Raw genomic sequence first — 14,990 nt, 5'->3', positions numbered from 1 at the left:
CCTACCGACACCTGCCGGCCGGGAGTCGGCCGGGAGTCGGCGTCGGGGCGTGGTCCCGGCTAGATTTGGGCCGTGACCGCGAGCTCCGCCGCCCCCGACCAGCCCGCCCTCGAGACGACCGTGGACACGGTCGCGCACGCGGCGGCCGATCCCGACCGGGAGCAGCCCTGGGCCGAGCTCGGCCTCACGGCGGACGAGTACGAGCGGATCAGGGAGATCCTGGGCCGCCGGCCGACCTCCTCGGAGCTGGCGATGTACTCGGTGATGTGGTCCGAGCACTGCTCCTACAAGTCCTCCAAGGTGCACCTGAAGCAGTTCTCCCAGATCCCACAGGAGACCCGGGTCGGCAAGATGCTGGCCGGGATCGGCGAGAACGCCGGCGTGATCGACATCGGTCAGGGCTATGCCGTCACCTTCAAGATCGAGTCTCACAACCATCCGTCCTACGTCGAGCCCTACCAGGGCGCGGCCACCGGCGTCGGCGGCATCGTCCGGGACATCCTGGCGATGGGTGCGCGGCCGGTCGCGGTGATGGACCCGCTGCGGTTCGGCTCGCTGGAGGCCGACGACACCCACCGGGTGCTGCCCGGCATCGTCGCCGGGGTGGGTGGCTACGGCAACTGCCTCGGGCTGCCCAACATCGGCGGTGAGGCGGTCTTCGACGACTGCTACGCCGGCAACCCGTTGGTGAACGCGCTCTGTGTCGGCGTACTGCGGCACGAGGACCTGCACCTGGCCAAGGCGTCGGGAGCCGGCAACCTGGTCATCATGTACGGCGCCCGCACCGGCGGCGACGGCATCGGCGGCGCCTCGATCCTGGCGAGCGTCGAGTTCGAGGAGGACGGTCCGGCCAAGCGGCCCAGCGTCCAGGTCGGCGACCCGTTCATGGAGAAGCTGCTCATCGAGTGCACCCTGGAGCTGTTCGCCGCCGGGATCGTGCGCGGCATCCAGGACTTCGGTGCGGCCGGGATCTCGTGCGCCACCTCCGAGCTGGCGGCCGCCGGCGACGGCGGCATGCACGTCGACCTGGAGCGGGCTCCGCTGCGCGACTCCACCCTCGCGCCCGAGGAGATCCTGATGAGCGAGTCCCAGGAGCGGATGATGGCGGTCATCGCGCCCGAGGACGAGGCCACCTTCATGGGGATCTGCGCCAAGTGGGAGGTGGAGGCGGCGGTGATCGGCGAGGTCACCGGCGACGGGCGGCTGCGGGTGGACTGGCACGGCGAGACCGTCGTCGACGTCGACCCGCGCACGGTCGCCCACGACGGTCCGGTCTACCAGCGTCCGTTCGCCCGTCCGGCCTGGCAGGACGAGCTGCAGGCGGACGAGGCCGAGGTGCTGCCCCGGCCGGAGTCTGGCGACGAGCTGCGCGAGACGGTGCTGCGCCTGGTCGCCTCGCCGAACCTCGCCGACAAGTCCTGGATCACCGACCAGTACGACCGCTACGTGCGCGGCAACACCGTGCTCGCCCAGCCGGAGGACGCCGGCGTCCTGCGGGTCGACCCGGACACCAACCTGGGTGTCGCGCTGGCCACCGACGCGAACGGCCGGTTCGCCAAGCTCGATCCGTACGCCGGGGCGCAGCTCGCGCTCGCCGAGAGCTACCGCAACGTCGCCACCACCGGGGCGGTGCCGCTGGCCGTCTCCGACTGCCTCAACTTCGGCTCGCCGGAGGACCCGGACGTGATGTGGCAGTTCGCCGAGGCCTGTCGTGGGTTGAAGGACGCCTGTCTCGAGCTGGGCATCCCGGTGACCGGCGGCAACGTCTCGCTCTACAACCAGACCGGCGAGGTCGCCATCCACCCGACACCGGTGGTGGCCACCCTCGGGCTGATCGACGATGTGACCACCCGGATCCCGTCCCGCTTCGCGGCGGCCGGAGAGCGGCTCCTGCTGCTGGGCGAGACCCGTGAGGAGCTCTCCGGGTCGGAGTGGGCGCAGGTGGTCCACGGCCACCTGGGCGGGCGTCCGCCCACGGTGGACCTGGCCGCCGAGCGGGCGCTCGGCTCGTTGCTGGCCGCCTCCCGCGGCGTGGTCACCTCGGCACACGACCTCTCCGAGGGCGGGCTGGCCCAGGCGCTGGCCGAGCCGGCCATCGTCTCCGGCATCGGCGTCTCGGTCGAGCTGGCCGGGGACCCGTTCGTGGCGCTCTTCTCCGAGTCCGCCGGCCGGGCGCTGGTCACGGTGGCTCCCGAGCGGGTCGAGGAGCTCCGCGGGCTCGCCGAGCAGCACGGGGTCCCGGTCGCCGACCTCGGCCGGACCGGTGGATCGTCGTACCGGATCGGGTGCGGCGACGACTCGTTCGAGATCGACCTGGCCGAGCTCGGCGAGGCGTGGCGGGCGACGCTGCCGACCGCACTGGGTTGATCGGCCTGGATCGCCCGTTCGCGCTGGAGATCACCCCGACGAGGCTGCTGGCGGACCGAGCCGGGGCCGCGGAGGTGCGGTCGCCGTCCCGCCGAGCCCTAGGCGACTCCGAGCGGTCGGGAGCGGGCGTGGTGGTCCGCCGGTCGTGGCCAGGTCGCCGGTCGGCCGATCCGCCACATCGTCCGGCTGAGGGTGGGGATCAGGGCGATCGCCGCGACCGGTACGGCGAGCGCCAGGACCGCTCGGGTGCCGCCGATCCCGGCGAGCAGGGCGCCGGCCAGCAGTGGCGCCAGTGGCATCGTGGACATCGAGATGAACCGTGTCGTCGAGGAGAACCTGCCCAGCATCGTCGGCGGCAGGATCGTCTGGGAGTAGGCGCCGACGGCGGCGTTGCTGGCCGGGTTGACGAAGATGCCGACAGCCAGCGCGCCGCCGACCACCCAGGGCGTGTTCCAGAGCGCGACCGGGATGAGGAGTGGGACGAAGACCCACGCCATCACGATGGCGAGCCGTCCGGTCGGGATCCGATCGATGAGCCAGGGTGCGCAGAGCGCCCCGAGGATGCCCGAGGTGCCCGCGGCGGTCTCGACCAGGCCGATCTGCCAGGCGGGGAAGCCGGTGGCGATGAGCCGGAGGGTGGCGAGGAAGAAGACCGCGTTGAGGCCGAGGTTCGTCAGCGGCGCCCATACCCCGACCAGCCGGAGGAAGGGGTGGGCGACGATGAACCGGAAGCCGAGGGTCAGCTCTCGGATCGCCGAACCGCCGGTGCCCGCTGAACGGCCTCCTGTCGGAGCCAACGAGGTCCGCAGGCGCCCGAGCGCCAGCCAACAAGCCGCATAGGAGAGGGCGTCCGCGGCGAACGGCAGCCAGCCGAGCGCGCCGTACAGCAGTCCGCCCACCGGGGCGCCCAGGAGTGCGGCGATGTGCTCGCGCGCCTGGTTCTGGCCCAGTGCGGTCGGCAGGTCCTCGGTGCTCACCACGGTGCGTACGGCGGATGCCTCCGCCGGGGTGAACAATCCGGTGGCACCCCCACTGAGCAGGGCTATCGCGATCAGCAGCGGCTGGGTCAGGATGCCGCCGATCGAGGTCAGCACGAGCGCGGTGTAGGCGATCGTGCCGCTGCCGACCGACACACGCATCACCGTGGCGCGGTCGATCCGATCGGCGAGCACGCCGGCGGGCAGGAGAACGCCGAGCATGCCGGCGAAGTAGGCGGCCGTGACGAGCGAGGCTGCGGCCGTCGAACCGGTGATCGCGTAGGCCGTCAGTGGGAAGGCGAACGTGCTCATCGCGGTGCCGAGCTGCGAGATCGTCTGCCCGATCCAGAGCACGGTGAAGTCGTGGTTGCGGGCGAGCGATCGGTACGACATATCAGCACGTTAAGGTGCGCACCACTTATTGCGCAAGATAAGATGCGCAATAAGTGGTGCGAGAACGGTAGGCTGAGGGCGTGCCGAAGACCCACGAACCAGTGTCGAAGACCCACGACCCCCGAGTCCTGCGTGCCATCGCGCACCCGACCCGGGCCCGGATCCTTGCCGAGCTGTTCGCGTCGGGGTCGCTGCGTGCCGCGGACCTGGCGACCGAGCTGGGCATCCCGGCCAATCAGGCGAGCTTCCACCTGCGCCAGTTGGCGAAGTACGGCCTGGTCGAAGAGGACCCCGAGGCAGCCCGGGATCGGCGCGATCGGGTGTGGCGGCTCGGCGACGACTCCGGCATCCACGTCGACCTGCATGCGACGGAGAAGGAGGATGGTGGCACCGCGACGGCCGCGGTCTTCCGGCGCAACGTCGCCGACTGGTGCGCGTTCCTGGTGCGACGCGCGCTGGAGAGCCCGGAGGGCTCCAGGTCGACCATCAACGACAGTTCGCTCCGTCTGACCGATGGCGAGGCCGAGGAGTTCCAGCGCGAGCTCAGCGAGCTCTACGACCGCTGGCGGGACAGGACCCGCGGCGCCGGCCAGGGCCGCCAGACCTACTCCTACCTGACGGTCCTGCAGCCGTATCCCCGGCTCGACGAGGACCGGGGCCCCGACGACGCCGGCGGTCGCTGACCGCCGGGTCGCCGCGGTCAGCGACCCCGCCGTCCGGCGGCAGGAGGATCACCCGTTCCGGTAGACCCGCAGGTAGTCGAAGCGGGCGGTGGCGCCGGTGGTGTTCATCGAGACCAGCCCGATCCGCAACGGTCGTGAGTCGACGATCGGCAGGGTCCACACGCCTCCCCAGGTCCAGTGCCTGCCGTCCGTGCTCGACGCCATCCGCACGACGTGCCGGGCACCCGCGGAGTCCTGGTGGTAGCGCAGCCGGAGCCAGGTCGTGGTGGCCGGCGCCGCACCGAACATCGGCCCGGCGAAGACCGCCGTCGGCGGGGTGTACGTCGGCCGGGCGCCCTCCTTCTGGAACTCGGTGACGTGCAGGTAGGAGCTGCTGTTGCTGAGCGGCAGCAGCGAGTGGGCGAGCTTGACGTAGCGGTCGTCGGTGTCGTAGAGCACCAGGCCCGCCTGTTGGTTCCCGCGGGTGCCGTCGAAGGTCAGCTTGGTCTCGACGGTGTAGTCGCCCGTCGGCGCGTCCCGGAGCAACACCGAGGCGTCGTTGCCGGATCCGGTCAGATCACCGGACTGGGTCGGCCAGACCAGGGCCCCGTCCGTCTCGGTCGCACCGGTGTCGCCGCCGCGCACCCACTGCCAGTTCGAGTTCACGGCCTCGGGTGCGCCGGTGCCGTCGAACTCGTCGGAGTAGTCCGTCAGCAGCTGGCCGACCGAGGGGTCGGCGACCCGGGTGGTGTGCGGTCGGTAGAGCCTCGCGGCCCCGACGTCGGCCGCCGTACCGGTGCCCGACCAGGCCACCGCCCCGACCCGGCCGCCGGTCGCCGAGTCCGGCAGGGTGAGGTCCGCAGTGGCCACCGCGTCCCCGAGCCGGTCGGCGGAGACCTCGACGCTCAGCCGGCGCCCGCGCCGCTCGGCGGTGACCCGGTGCCAGGAGTCGTGGTCGAAGGTCGCCGGCAGCGCCGCGGTCGCGGTGGTCGTACGGCCGCCGCGAGTGGCCTTCACCACGAGCCGTTCCCGGTCGAGCGTGGCGACCACGTTGTTCCGCGGGGACTGCCAGGAGACCACGAGCCCGACCCGGTCGCCCTTCAGGCTCCCCTCGACGCGTACGTCGCCCCGCACGGCTCGGGCGCTGAGCGCGCGATCCGCCCCGTGGCCGGCGTCCAGCGACGCCGAGACGGTGCTGCCGGCGAGCGAGGTCGTCACCGGGGCGCTCTGCGGCGTCGAGGAGGGTCCGGCGCCGCCGTTCACGACCGGCCAGCCGTCGATCCAGTCGAGCCGGTCGATCAGCATCGGCCGCTTGGTCAGGTTGAGGGTCCCGCCGCCGGCGCCCTGGACCGGGCCGAAGTCGGGGTCGGACTCGGGGATCGCGTGATAGACCAGATAGTCCTGACCGGAGAGGTCGGTGACGAATCCGTTGTGGCCGGGTCCCACCCACCCGTTGCCGGTGGCGGTCAGCACGATCCCGCCCTTGCTGGTCAGGTCCATCAGATCCTCGCCCTGCGGGGTGAGGAACGGGCCGGTCGGCGAGGTCGAGCGGCCCACCTTCACCGTGTAGCCGCTGAACGCGCCGTCACAGCAGCCGCCGTCGGAGTAGAACAGGTAGTAGTAGCGGCCGCGATGCACCGCGTAGCCGCCCTCCATCCGGCGCCCTCGGGCGACCTGCGTCACCGTGCCGTCCAACGCGGTGGCGGTCGCGTTCAGCCGGGCCACGCAGATGGTGTCGTAGCTGCCCCAGTAGAGGTAGTGGGTGCCGTCGGTGTCGGTGAACATGGCCTGGTCGATGTTCCCGGTCGGGCAGCCGCTGTCGCTGGCCGGCACGACCAGGCCGTGGTCGGTCCACTCGCCGGTGGGGCTGTCGCTGGTGAGCAGTGCGACGCCGCCGGTCGACAACGCGTAGTAGAGGTAGTACTCGCCGTCGACATAGCGGATGTCCGGCGCCCAGGCCCGGGCGCTCGAGGGCCACCACGACGGCGTCCCGGAGGTGCTGAACACGTCCGAGACGTGGGACCAGTGCACCAGGTCGTCCGAGCGCAGGATCGGCAGCACGTGCTCGCCGGTCTCGCCGGCGCTGTTCAGGATCGGGTTGGTCGTGCCGTAGGCATACCAATGGCCGTCGTAGGCCCGGATCATCGACGGATCGGGGAAGGTGTCGACGGTGCCGGCGGTGACCGGATTGGTGTACGTCGCCCTGCCGCTGCCCGCGGCGCTGGCGACCGACGCCGCGGCGGGCGTGGCGGACGGGGTTGGGAGGCCGGTGACGAGCATGATCACCAGTCCGAGGATCGATCCTGCGCGAAGCATGAGGTGCCCCCTTCGTTGTTCGGTCGGTGTTCAGCCGGCGACGGTGCGGAAGCCGGTGTTGCTGGTGGCGGAGTCCGGGGTGTTGGCGGACCGGGCGGAGTTCCGGTACCGGTTGCAGTAGGAGTCGTGGCACAGGAACGAGCCGCCACGCAGCACCCGGGCGCGGCCGGACTCGGGGCCCGTCGGGGAGAGGGCGGGAGAGGCCGCGTAATAGCCGGGGTCGAACCAGTCGGCGCACCACTCCCAGACGTTGCCGACCGGCTGGAACAGCCCGTACCCGTTCGGCTCGAAGGCGCGCGCCGGCGCCGTACCGGCCCAGCCGTCCGCTGCGGTGTCCCGGTCGGGGAAGCTGCCCTGCCAGATGTTGCACGGCCACGGGTCGGTGACCAGCTCGTCACCCCACGGGTACCGCGTGCGGTCGAGCCCGCCACGGGCGGCGCACTCCCACTCGGCCTCGGTCGGCAGCCGGCGCCCGGCCCAGGTGCAGTAGGCGTTCGCGTCGTTCCAGCTGACCTGGGTGACCGGGTGGTCGAGCCGATCCTCGACCCAGGATCCGGGACCGTCCGGATGCCGCCAGTCCGCCCCGCGTACGCCGAGCCACCACGGCGTGTGCGATGCCCGGCCGAGGATCGCCTCGGTCTCGCGCACGTGGGCGCCGAAGACCGCCGAGTAGCCGAAGGCCTCGGCCTCGGTGAGGTAGCCGGTGGCGTCGACGAAGCGGGCGAAGTCGGCGACCGTCACGGTCGTCGCGTCGATGTCGAACCCCGGCAGCCGCACCGGGTGCACCGGCGTCTCGCCGTCGGCCGGATGGCCGTCGCCATGGGCGTCGCCCATGGCGAACTCCTGGCCGGGTATCCGACACTGTGCGACCCGGTGTCCGCCACCGGGTGCTGCCGCCGACACCGGGACGGGCGGCTCCGCTCCGGGCCGCGAGGGCGACGGCGCGGACTCGCACTCGAGCGCCACCCGTGACCCGGCACAGCAGTGTCCGCTCATCGGTGTCCGCTCATCGCTGTGCCGACCCGCTCACCACGGCGTAGGTGTCCTCGTCCAGGCCCGACAGGGTGGGGTCGTGGTCCACCCCGCCCACCTCGTACATGGAGGTCATCCAGTGGTGGAAGTTGTCTCCCCGCTCGCGCAGCAGGCGGTAGAGGCGCCGCATCATCCGTCGCCGTACCGCCGCGTACTCGGGGAGCGAGTAGAGGTTGTGCAGCTCGTCGGGATCCCGGTCGAGGTCGTAGAGCTCGTTGACCGCCGAGGGGTCGACCACCAGCTTGTACCGCTCCTCGCGCAGCATCCGCTGGGGGTAGGGGAAGTGGTGGCCGTGGAACTCCGCGACCAGGTCGGGCGCCCACGGCGACTCGTCGCGGCCGTGCACCAGGTCCAGCAGGCTGCGGGAGTCGACCGCGTCGCCGGGATCGAGGCCGGCCAGGTCCAAGATGGTCGCGGTGCAGTCGAGCAGACTCACGAACTCGTCCCGCACCATGCCCGCCGGCGCTCCCGGCAGCCGCACGATCCCGGCGGTCCGATAGATGTCCTCGTACATCGCCGGACCCTTGTCGTGCAGCCGGTGCGCTCCGGTGAACTCCCCGTGGTCGGAGGTGAAGAAGACCGCGGTGTCCTCGGTCAGCCCCAGCTCGTCCAGCGCGGCGAGCACCCGGGCGATCTCCGCGTCGATCATCGCCACGTAGCCCCAGTAGGCGGCGATCAGCTTGCGGGAGACCTCGCTCGGCATCGTGTCGAAGGTCCAGTGCGCGCTGTAGTTGCGCTGCACCGTCGGCTTGTCGGTGAACGTCTCCATGCACGAGCGGGGGAGCTCCACCCCGGCCGGGTCGATGAGGTCGAAGTAGGCGTCGGGCAGGATGTAGGGCAGGTGCGGACCGAAGAAGTGCAGGCCGACGAAGAACGGCTCGTCGCGGTTCAGCGCGCCGTCGGCGTACCGCCGCAGGAGCTCGATGGTGCGATCGGCGAGGTAGCGCTCGAAGGTGGCCTCGACGGGCTGCTGCAATCGCGCGGCCAGCAGGTTGCCGGGGCCACCGTTGGGCAGGGTCCCGCGGACCTGGTCGCTGATCCGGTACGGCGGCAGCCCCCGCTCGGCCAGCCAGGCCAGGTAGTCCGGATGGTCGACCGGGTTGTGCCAGCCCGGGTGGTGGATCCCCTCGAAGCCGAAGTCCGCCGGGCCCCGCCGCGAGCCGGCGTGCCACTTGCCCATCAGCCCGCACCGGTAGCCGGCCTCGGTCAGGGCCTGCGGGAAGGTGAACGCCTCCTCGGGCAGGTCCTCGATGTAGCCCACGTTCCGCTCGGCGTTGGCCAGCACCCGATGGCGGAACGGCGCCTGCCCGGTCAGGAGGCTGGCGCGCGCCGGCGTGCAGATCGCGGTGGGGGTGTACCACCGATCGAACCTGGTGCCGGTGCGCGCCAGCCGGTCGAGGGCCGGGGTGGGGACCTGGCTGTTGCCGTAGGCGCCGAGGGTGTCGACGCGGTGCTGGTCGGTCATCAAGAACAGGACGTTGCTCCGGCGGGCCGCGGTGCTCATCGGCGACTCAGTCCTTCCCGGCCGCGACGAAGTCGTCGCCCAGGTAGTAGTCGGCGGGGTCCGGGTTGGAGTCGAGCTCGTCGTTGTCCACGAAGTAGTCGCCGAGCGCCTCGAGCCACTTCTCGGCGGTGCCGTTCTGGGTGACCTTGTCGGCCTGCGCGGAGGTGAGCATCCGGTTGCGGTCGGCGTCCGCCTGCACCGAGTCCTCGGACTGCTTGGTCTTCTCGGCGACCTGGCTGACCGCCTCGTCGAGGTGCGCCGAGCGCCAGTCCATCGCCTCACGCAGCACCTGGTCGACCTTCGCCACGGTGTCGGGGTCGTCCTCGACCACGTCGTTGCCGGCCACGATCGCGGTGGGGAAGGAGAAGGAGTCGGAGAAGTCGCTGTCCTGGGCGAGCTCGACCAGATCGGGCACCTTCTTCTTGACGTTGTCGAGCATCGGGTACCACAGCCCGGCCGCGTCGATCTGGCCGGAGTCGAAGGCGGTCACGATGGTCTCGGGGTCCATCGGCACGATGTTCACCTCACTCCTGCTCAGACCGGCCTTCTCCAGCGCGAGCCCGAGGATCATGTCTCCCGAGGTGCCCTGCGGGACGCCGATCTTCTTCCCCTTCAGCTGGGCGAGCGAGGTGATCCCCGGCTGGGCGACGACCCGGTCGGCGCCGCCGAGGGAGTTCAGCGCGATGATCTTGCCGTGGCCGGACGCCGGCAGCCAGAACGCGCCCGGACCGATGTACCCGAAGTCGAGGTCGCCGGCGTCGAGAGCGGTGATCTGGGTGGGGCCGTCGGTGAAGACCTTCTCCTCCACCTCGATCCCGTGCTCGGCCCACAGCCCCTCCGCGTCGGCGACGGCGATCAGGCTGGTGCCGTTGAAGTCGCCGATGTAACCGATGGTGACCTTGATGTCGCCGGACCCGCCGCTCGCCGAGCCGCCGTCGCTGCCGCCGCAGGCGGTCAGGGCGAGCGCGGTGGTGGCGGCCACGGCCAGTGCGATCCAGCGGTGTGCGAACGGGGACTTCATCGGGGTTCTCCTTCGAGGCTCGGGCGGTCGTCGCCCTGGTGGTAGACGGCGCTCCAGACGCGGTTGCGCAACTGGGTGAACCGAGGACTCAGCCGGACCTCCTCGGTCCGGGGGTGGGGCAGGTCGATCTCGATGACCTCCTGGAGGCGTCCCGGGTCGGCGGCCATCACGACCACCCGGTTGGCCAGGAAGACGGCCTCGTCCACGTCGTGGGTGATGAACAGGACCGTGCGTTGCTCCTGGCTCCAGGTGGCCAGCAGCTGCTCCTGCAGCCGGACCCGGGTGAGCGCGTCGACGGCGCCGAACGGCTCGTCCATCAGCAGGATCTCCGGGTGGACGGCGTACGCCCGAGCGATGGCGCAGCGCTGCTTCATCCCGCCGGAGAGGGCCTTGGGCAGTCGGTCGGCGAACGCGTCCAGGCCCACCATGGAGAGGTAGTGGTCGACCCGGTCGGCCCGCTCCTGCTGGGGTACGCCGAGGGTCTTGAGGCCGAACTCGACGTTCTTGCGGACGCTGAGCCAGGGGAAGAGTGCGTACTGCTGGAAGATCACCCCGCGCTCCGGGCCCGGCCCGCGCACCGGGACGCCGTCGACGAGCGCCTCGCCGGAGGTGGGCTGCTCGAGACCGGCGAGGATGTTGAGCAGGGTGCTCTTCCCGCAGCCCGACGGCCCGACGACGGTCACGAACTCGCCGTCGGCGACGTCGAGGGAGACCTCGCCGAGCGCGCGGAAGACGCGGCCGCCGGCCGCGGCGGGGAACTCCTTGCCGACGCCGCGCAGCGAGATCTTGGCGGCCGTGGACGGGCGGGGGGACGAGCCGGGGGACGAGAGGGTCATCGGCGCTCCTGCCAGACCGTCAGCCTGCGCTCGGCGATCAGGAGCAGTCGGTCCATGACCATGCCCAGCAGCCCGATGCAGATGACGCCGAGGAAGATGGTGGGCAGGTCGTAGTAGGTCTGGGCGTTCTTCATCCGGAAGCCGAGTCCGTCCTGGGCGGCGATCAGCTCGGCGGCGACGAGCGTCGCCCAGGAGGCGCCGAGGCCGACACGCATCCCGACCAGGATGTACGGCGAGGAGGCCGGGATGACCACCCGGAGGAAGAGGGTCAGATCGCTCGCGCCGAGGACCCGGGCGGCGTTGATCAGCGTTCGATCGACGCTGACGACGCCCTGGAAGGCGGCGATCACGCAGGCCAGGAAGCTGCTCAGGAAGATCACCACGACCTTGGGCGTCTCACCGATGCCGAGCAGGACCACCATCATCGGGATGAGGGCCAGCGGCGGGACCGCGCGGAAGAACTGGATCCACGGCTCGATCAGGGCTCGGGCGATCTCGTACCACCCCATCAGGAAGCCGACCGGCACCGCGACCAGGCAGCCCAGCGCGAAGCCGAGCACCACCCGGCGCAGGCTGGCCAGGATGTCCTTCTCCAGGGTGCCGTCGGCCAGCAGCTCCCGGGCGCGACGCACGACCTGTGGCGGCGTCGGCAGGTCGAATCCGGTCTTGCTGAGGATCCACCACAGCCCGATCCCGAGCACGATGGAGAGCGTGGTGAGCAGGGCGCGACGGGCCCAGCCGGTGGGACCCAACAGGGTGGCGAGGCGTGGGCCGGACGCCTGTGCCGCCGATCGGGGTCGACTGCCGAGTGTGCCCGGCAGGGAGTCAGACATGTGCGTCCTCCCGAGGGCCGGCGTACTCGGCGACCAGCGGTGAGCGCTCGCGCAGCATGGCGACCGCTCCGCGGGCGCCGTCCTCGTCGTCGAGCCGCGCACCGCGGACATCGGGGAGCGCGCCGACACCGACCTCGTCGGCCAGCGCCGAGGCGATGCCCGGGACCAGCCCCGGCATCAGCCGCGGGAGGGGACCACCGATGACGATCCGCTCCGGACTGAGCACGAGCGTCGTCATGCCGAGCACCCGTCCCGTCGCCGCGGCGGCACGGTCGACCGCCGCCCGGGCAGCCGGGTCGCCATCGGCGTAGGCCGCCGCCAGCTGCTCCAGCGCTCCGGTGCGGCCGGCGCCCGGTCCGGCGCCCAGTCCGGCGCGGTCGAGGACCGCGGGCACCGACGCGACGGTCTCCAGGCAGCCGCGTCCGCCACAGCGACAGGGTCGAGCCGCGCGACCGTCCTCGACCCGGACATGACCGAACTCGCCGGCGTTGCCGAGCCCGCCCGGGACCAGTCGGCCGCCGATCACGACCCCGCCGCCCACGCCGTCGGCCAGTCGCAGGTAGAGCAGGTCGCGCACCCGGGGCCCCTCGGCGAGTGCCTCGGCCAGCGCGGCGAACCGGGTGTTGTTGTCGACCACCACCGGGCACGCGAACCGATCGCCGAACGCCTCGCCGGCCAACCGGCGCAGGTGCCGATCGGTGCCCATTACGCCGATCGCCACGGCCTGGAGGGCGCCGTAGTGGAGCCCGTGCCTCTCGGCGGTCTCGTCGACCAGCCGGATCGCCTCGGTGACCCGCTCCGGCCAGCTCTGGCTGCGGTAGTCGGCGGCCGCGGCGGCCAGCGTGCCCTGGGCCGCACCGGCCACCACCACCCGGACGTGCCGGTGGGCGAGGTCCACGCCGACGTACTGTCCGGCGCGGGAGTCCAGCTGCAACAGCTGTGCGCGTCGCCCGCTGCCGACCCGGGTCTCCGCGTCGGTGGCGGAGACGATGACCGCGCCGGAGGCGATCAGATCGCTGGTGATCTCGGAGACCGTGGTCCGGGAGATGCCGACCATCCGCACCAGCTGTGCACGGCTCAGCGGCCCGCGCCGGCGCAGCGCGGCGAGCACCTGCTGCTCATGGGTGCGGCGCACCAGTGCCTGGACGTTCTCGTGATCAAACACGAGTGAGAAACTAGAGATACATATTTTTTCCGTCAACCGGGTGACAGAATCAATCTCGGCATCGGCATCGGCATCGGCATCGCCCGATCGCGGCGCCCTCGCCGGGATGGCCCGCCATGGCGGTGGCGCTCGGGAGGCGCGGTGTGCCATACTCAAATTGCTCAACAATATTGCGCTTCATTATGCGCACTGGGGAGGAGTCCGCTGTGGCGATGGGCGACACCGATCTCTCGGCAGAGATCCGGCAGTACCAACGAGAACGTGCCGAGCTGGTCATCGAGAAGCTCCACGAGAAGTACATGGACGGCCACTTCGTCGAGACCGCGGACGAGGCGCTGAAGCTGCTGCTCGAGCTCGTGCCGGCCGGCGCCCGGCTCGGCCGTGGCGACTCGGTGACGCTCAATCAGATCGGCGCCTTCGAGGCGCTGATGGACCGTGGGGAGAACGAGTTCATCAACCCGGTGCGCACCGACGCCACGACCGGCTACAACCCGCCCCGCGAGGAGCGCCGCGAGATGCAGCGTCAGACGCTGCTCTCCGACATCTACCTCACCGGCACCAACGCGATCACCCTGGACGGCACCATCGTGAGCACCGACGGCTCCGGGAACCGGGTGGCCGCGATGATGTTCGGCCCGAAGAAGGTGATCATCGTCGCGGGCGTGAACAAGATCTGCACCGACGTGGACGACGCGCTCCGCCGCATCCGCGACTGGGCCGGACCGGTCAACGCCTGGCGCCACCGGCTCAAGCACCGCAAGGACGACGGGCTGGGCTGGGGCGTGCTGCGCTACACCGCCATCATCGACGGCAACCAGCCGGTCGAGCAGGGCAAGATCTGCGTCATCCTGATCAACGAGGACCTCGGCCTGTGAGCATCGGGAACGGGGTCATGGAGACGTACGGCGAGGTGCCGGCGGCCCCGAAGAGCTGGCTGCTGGCCGCGGCCGACCGTGAGGGCGACGTCGTCGCCGCGCTCGACAGCGCGGCCGCGGCGGTCATCTTCGACCTGGAGAGCAGCGTCACCGCCGATCGCAAGGCGGTCGCGCGGGATCTGCTCGCCGGCCTGCCGGACCGGTCCGGGCGACAGCAGCGCTGGCTCCGGGTGAACGCGATGGACACCGAGTTCTACGGCGCCGACCTGGCCTGTGCCGAGGAGCTCGACCTGGACGGGATCGTGCTGCCCAAGGTCGAGCACGGTGCCGAGGTGGCCCGGGCCGCGGGCGATCTGGTCGAGGCCGGCTGGCGGATCCACGTGATCGCCGCCGAGACCCCGGCGAGCCTCTTCGACCTCGGCACCTTCGCCGGCAGCACCCCGCTGCTGGCCGCCATCAGCTGGGGTGTCGACGACCTCTCCGCCGCGCTCGGGGCGTCCTCGAAGTTCGACGCCGACGGCGAGCTGGGCCACGTCTACCGGCTCGCCCAGTCGCTCACCCTGGCCGCGGCTCGCGCGGCCGGCGTACAGCCGATCGACTGCGTGCTGCGCGACGTCGACGACCTCGATCGGCTCCGCCGCGAGGCGGAGGCCGCTCGCAGGATGGGGTTCGAGGGCAAGCTCGCCATCCACCCGGCGCAGGTCGACATCATCAACCAGGCGTTCACCCCGACGGCTGACGAGATCGCCGACGCGCGCGCCATCGTCGCGGCGTTCCAGGCGACCCCCGATGCCGGACTGCACACCCTGCGGGGACGTATGGTCGATCGAGCCAGACTCCTCCAGGCGCGCCGGGTACTGGATCGTGCGGGTGTTTGTTGAAGTCATTGTTGAAAGGGATTCTCGATGGTTGCTGCTTCTTCTGCTGAGTCGCCGCGTGAGGTGGTTGTGGTGGGTTCTGGTCCGTCGGGTTATACCGCGGGGGTGTATGCGGGTCGGGCGGGGTTGTC

12 protein-coding genes are annotated in these 14,990 nt (G+C 71.2%); 4 read left to right on the top strand and 8 right to left on the bottom strand.

The features are described from left to right. The first annotated feature begins 72 nt into the window (after nucleotides 1-72). Entirely contained in the window at nucleotides 73-2,367 is a 2,295-nt protein-coding gene (gene purL / locus QM638_RS20275; protein ID WP_415145000.1) for a phosphoribosylformylglycinamidine synthase subunit PurL, read from the top strand. 98 nt (nucleotides 2,368-2,465) lie between these two features. Here the strand turns inward: purL and QM638_RS20270 are convergent, their stop codons facing one another. Then, nucleotides 2,466-3,737 (bottom strand): MFS transporter, encoded by a 1,272-nt coding sequence (locus tag QM638_RS20270; protein ID WP_415144998.1) that lies wholly within the window; start codon nucleotides 3,735-3,737, stop codon nucleotides 2,466-2,468. An 80-nt stretch (nucleotides 3,738-3,817) separates the two neighbouring features. Here QM638_RS20270 and QM638_RS20265 point away from each other — a divergent pair, with 80 nt between their 5' ends. Next, a complete protein-coding gene (locus QM638_RS20265; protein WP_415144996.1) occupies nucleotides 3,818-4,420 on the top strand; it encodes an ArsR/SmtB family transcription factor in 603 nt (200 codons plus the stop codon). A gap of 48 nt (nucleotides 4,421-4,468) precedes the next feature. Here QM638_RS20265 and QM638_RS20260 read toward each other — a convergent pair whose 3' ends face one another. From QM638_RS20260 to QM638_RS20230, 7 genes are read right to left on the bottom strand one after another with little or no spacing between them, the layout of a single operon-like run. Beyond that, nucleotides 4,469-6,715, bottom strand: a complete 2,247-nt coding sequence (locus QM638_RS20260; protein ID WP_415144994.1) for a family 43 glycosylhydrolase — start codon at nucleotides 6,713-6,715, stop codon at nucleotides 4,469-4,471. A gap of 30 nt (nucleotides 6,716-6,745) precedes the next feature. Next, nucleotides 6,746-7,711 (bottom strand): formylglycine-generating enzyme family protein, encoded by a 966-nt coding sequence (locus QM638_RS20255; RefSeq protein ID WP_415144993.1) that lies wholly within the window; start codon nucleotides 7,709-7,711, stop codon nucleotides 6,746-6,748. 10 nt (nucleotides 7,712-7,721) lie between these two features. Next, nucleotides 7,722-9,251, bottom strand: a complete 1,530-nt coding sequence (locus tag QM638_RS20250; RefSeq protein ID WP_415144991.1) for a sulfatase-like hydrolase/transferase — start codon at nucleotides 9,249-9,251, stop codon at nucleotides 7,722-7,724. Nucleotides 9,252-9,258: 7 nt separating this feature from the next. Continuing rightward, nucleotides 9,259-10,272: an aliphatic sulfonate ABC transporter substrate-binding protein gene (locus QM638_RS20245; protein ID WP_415144989.1), complete on the bottom strand. Its 1,014-nt coding sequence runs from the start codon at nucleotides 10,270-10,272 to the stop codon at nucleotides 9,259-9,261. Beyond that, nucleotides 10,269-11,108 (bottom strand): ABC transporter ATP-binding protein, encoded by an 840-nt coding sequence (locus QM638_RS20240; RefSeq protein ID WP_415144987.1) that lies wholly within the window; start codon nucleotides 11,106-11,108, stop codon nucleotides 10,269-10,271. Before QM638_RS20240 ends, QM638_RS20245 begins: the two co-directional genes overlap by 4 nt. Beyond that, nucleotides 11,105-11,941, bottom strand: coding sequence for an ABC transporter permease (locus tag QM638_RS20235; protein WP_415144985.1), 837 nt, complete (start codon nucleotides 11,939-11,941; stop codon nucleotides 11,105-11,107). The genes QM638_RS20240 and QM638_RS20235 overlap by 4 nt, the downstream gene beginning before the upstream one ends. Continuing rightward, a complete protein-coding gene (locus QM638_RS20230) occupies nucleotides 11,934-13,106 on the bottom strand; it encodes an ROK family protein (protein ID WP_415144983.1) in 1,173 nt (390 codons plus the stop codon). Before QM638_RS20230 ends, QM638_RS20235 begins: the two co-directional genes overlap by 8 nt. 212 nt (nucleotides 13,107-13,318) lie before the next feature. On the opposite strand from QM638_RS20230, the gene QM638_RS20225 reads away from it, so the two are divergent. Further along, nucleotides 13,319-13,981: a lactate utilization protein gene (locus tag QM638_RS20225; RefSeq protein WP_415145031.1), complete on the top strand. Its 663-nt coding sequence runs from the start codon at nucleotides 13,319-13,321 to the stop codon at nucleotides 13,979-13,981. Beyond that, the gene (locus tag QM638_RS20220; RefSeq protein WP_415144981.1) at nucleotides 13,978-14,862 is read left to right on the top strand and encodes an HpcH/HpaI aldolase/citrate lyase family protein; all 885 of its coding nucleotides are present in this window, start codon (nucleotides 13,978-13,980) and stop codon (nucleotides 14,860-14,862) included. The genes QM638_RS20225 and QM638_RS20220 overlap by 4 nt, the downstream gene beginning before the upstream one ends. Nucleotides 14,863-14,990: the final 128 nt, after the last annotated feature.

Source organism: Nocardioides sp. (assembly GCF_047606145.1).
Lineage (GTDB): Bacteria > Actinomycetota > Actinomycetes > Propionibacteriales > Nocardioidaceae > Nocardioides.
The sequence above is the reverse complement of the archived record's forward strand: the minus strand, read 5'-3'. Positions and strand labels throughout refer to the sequence as shown.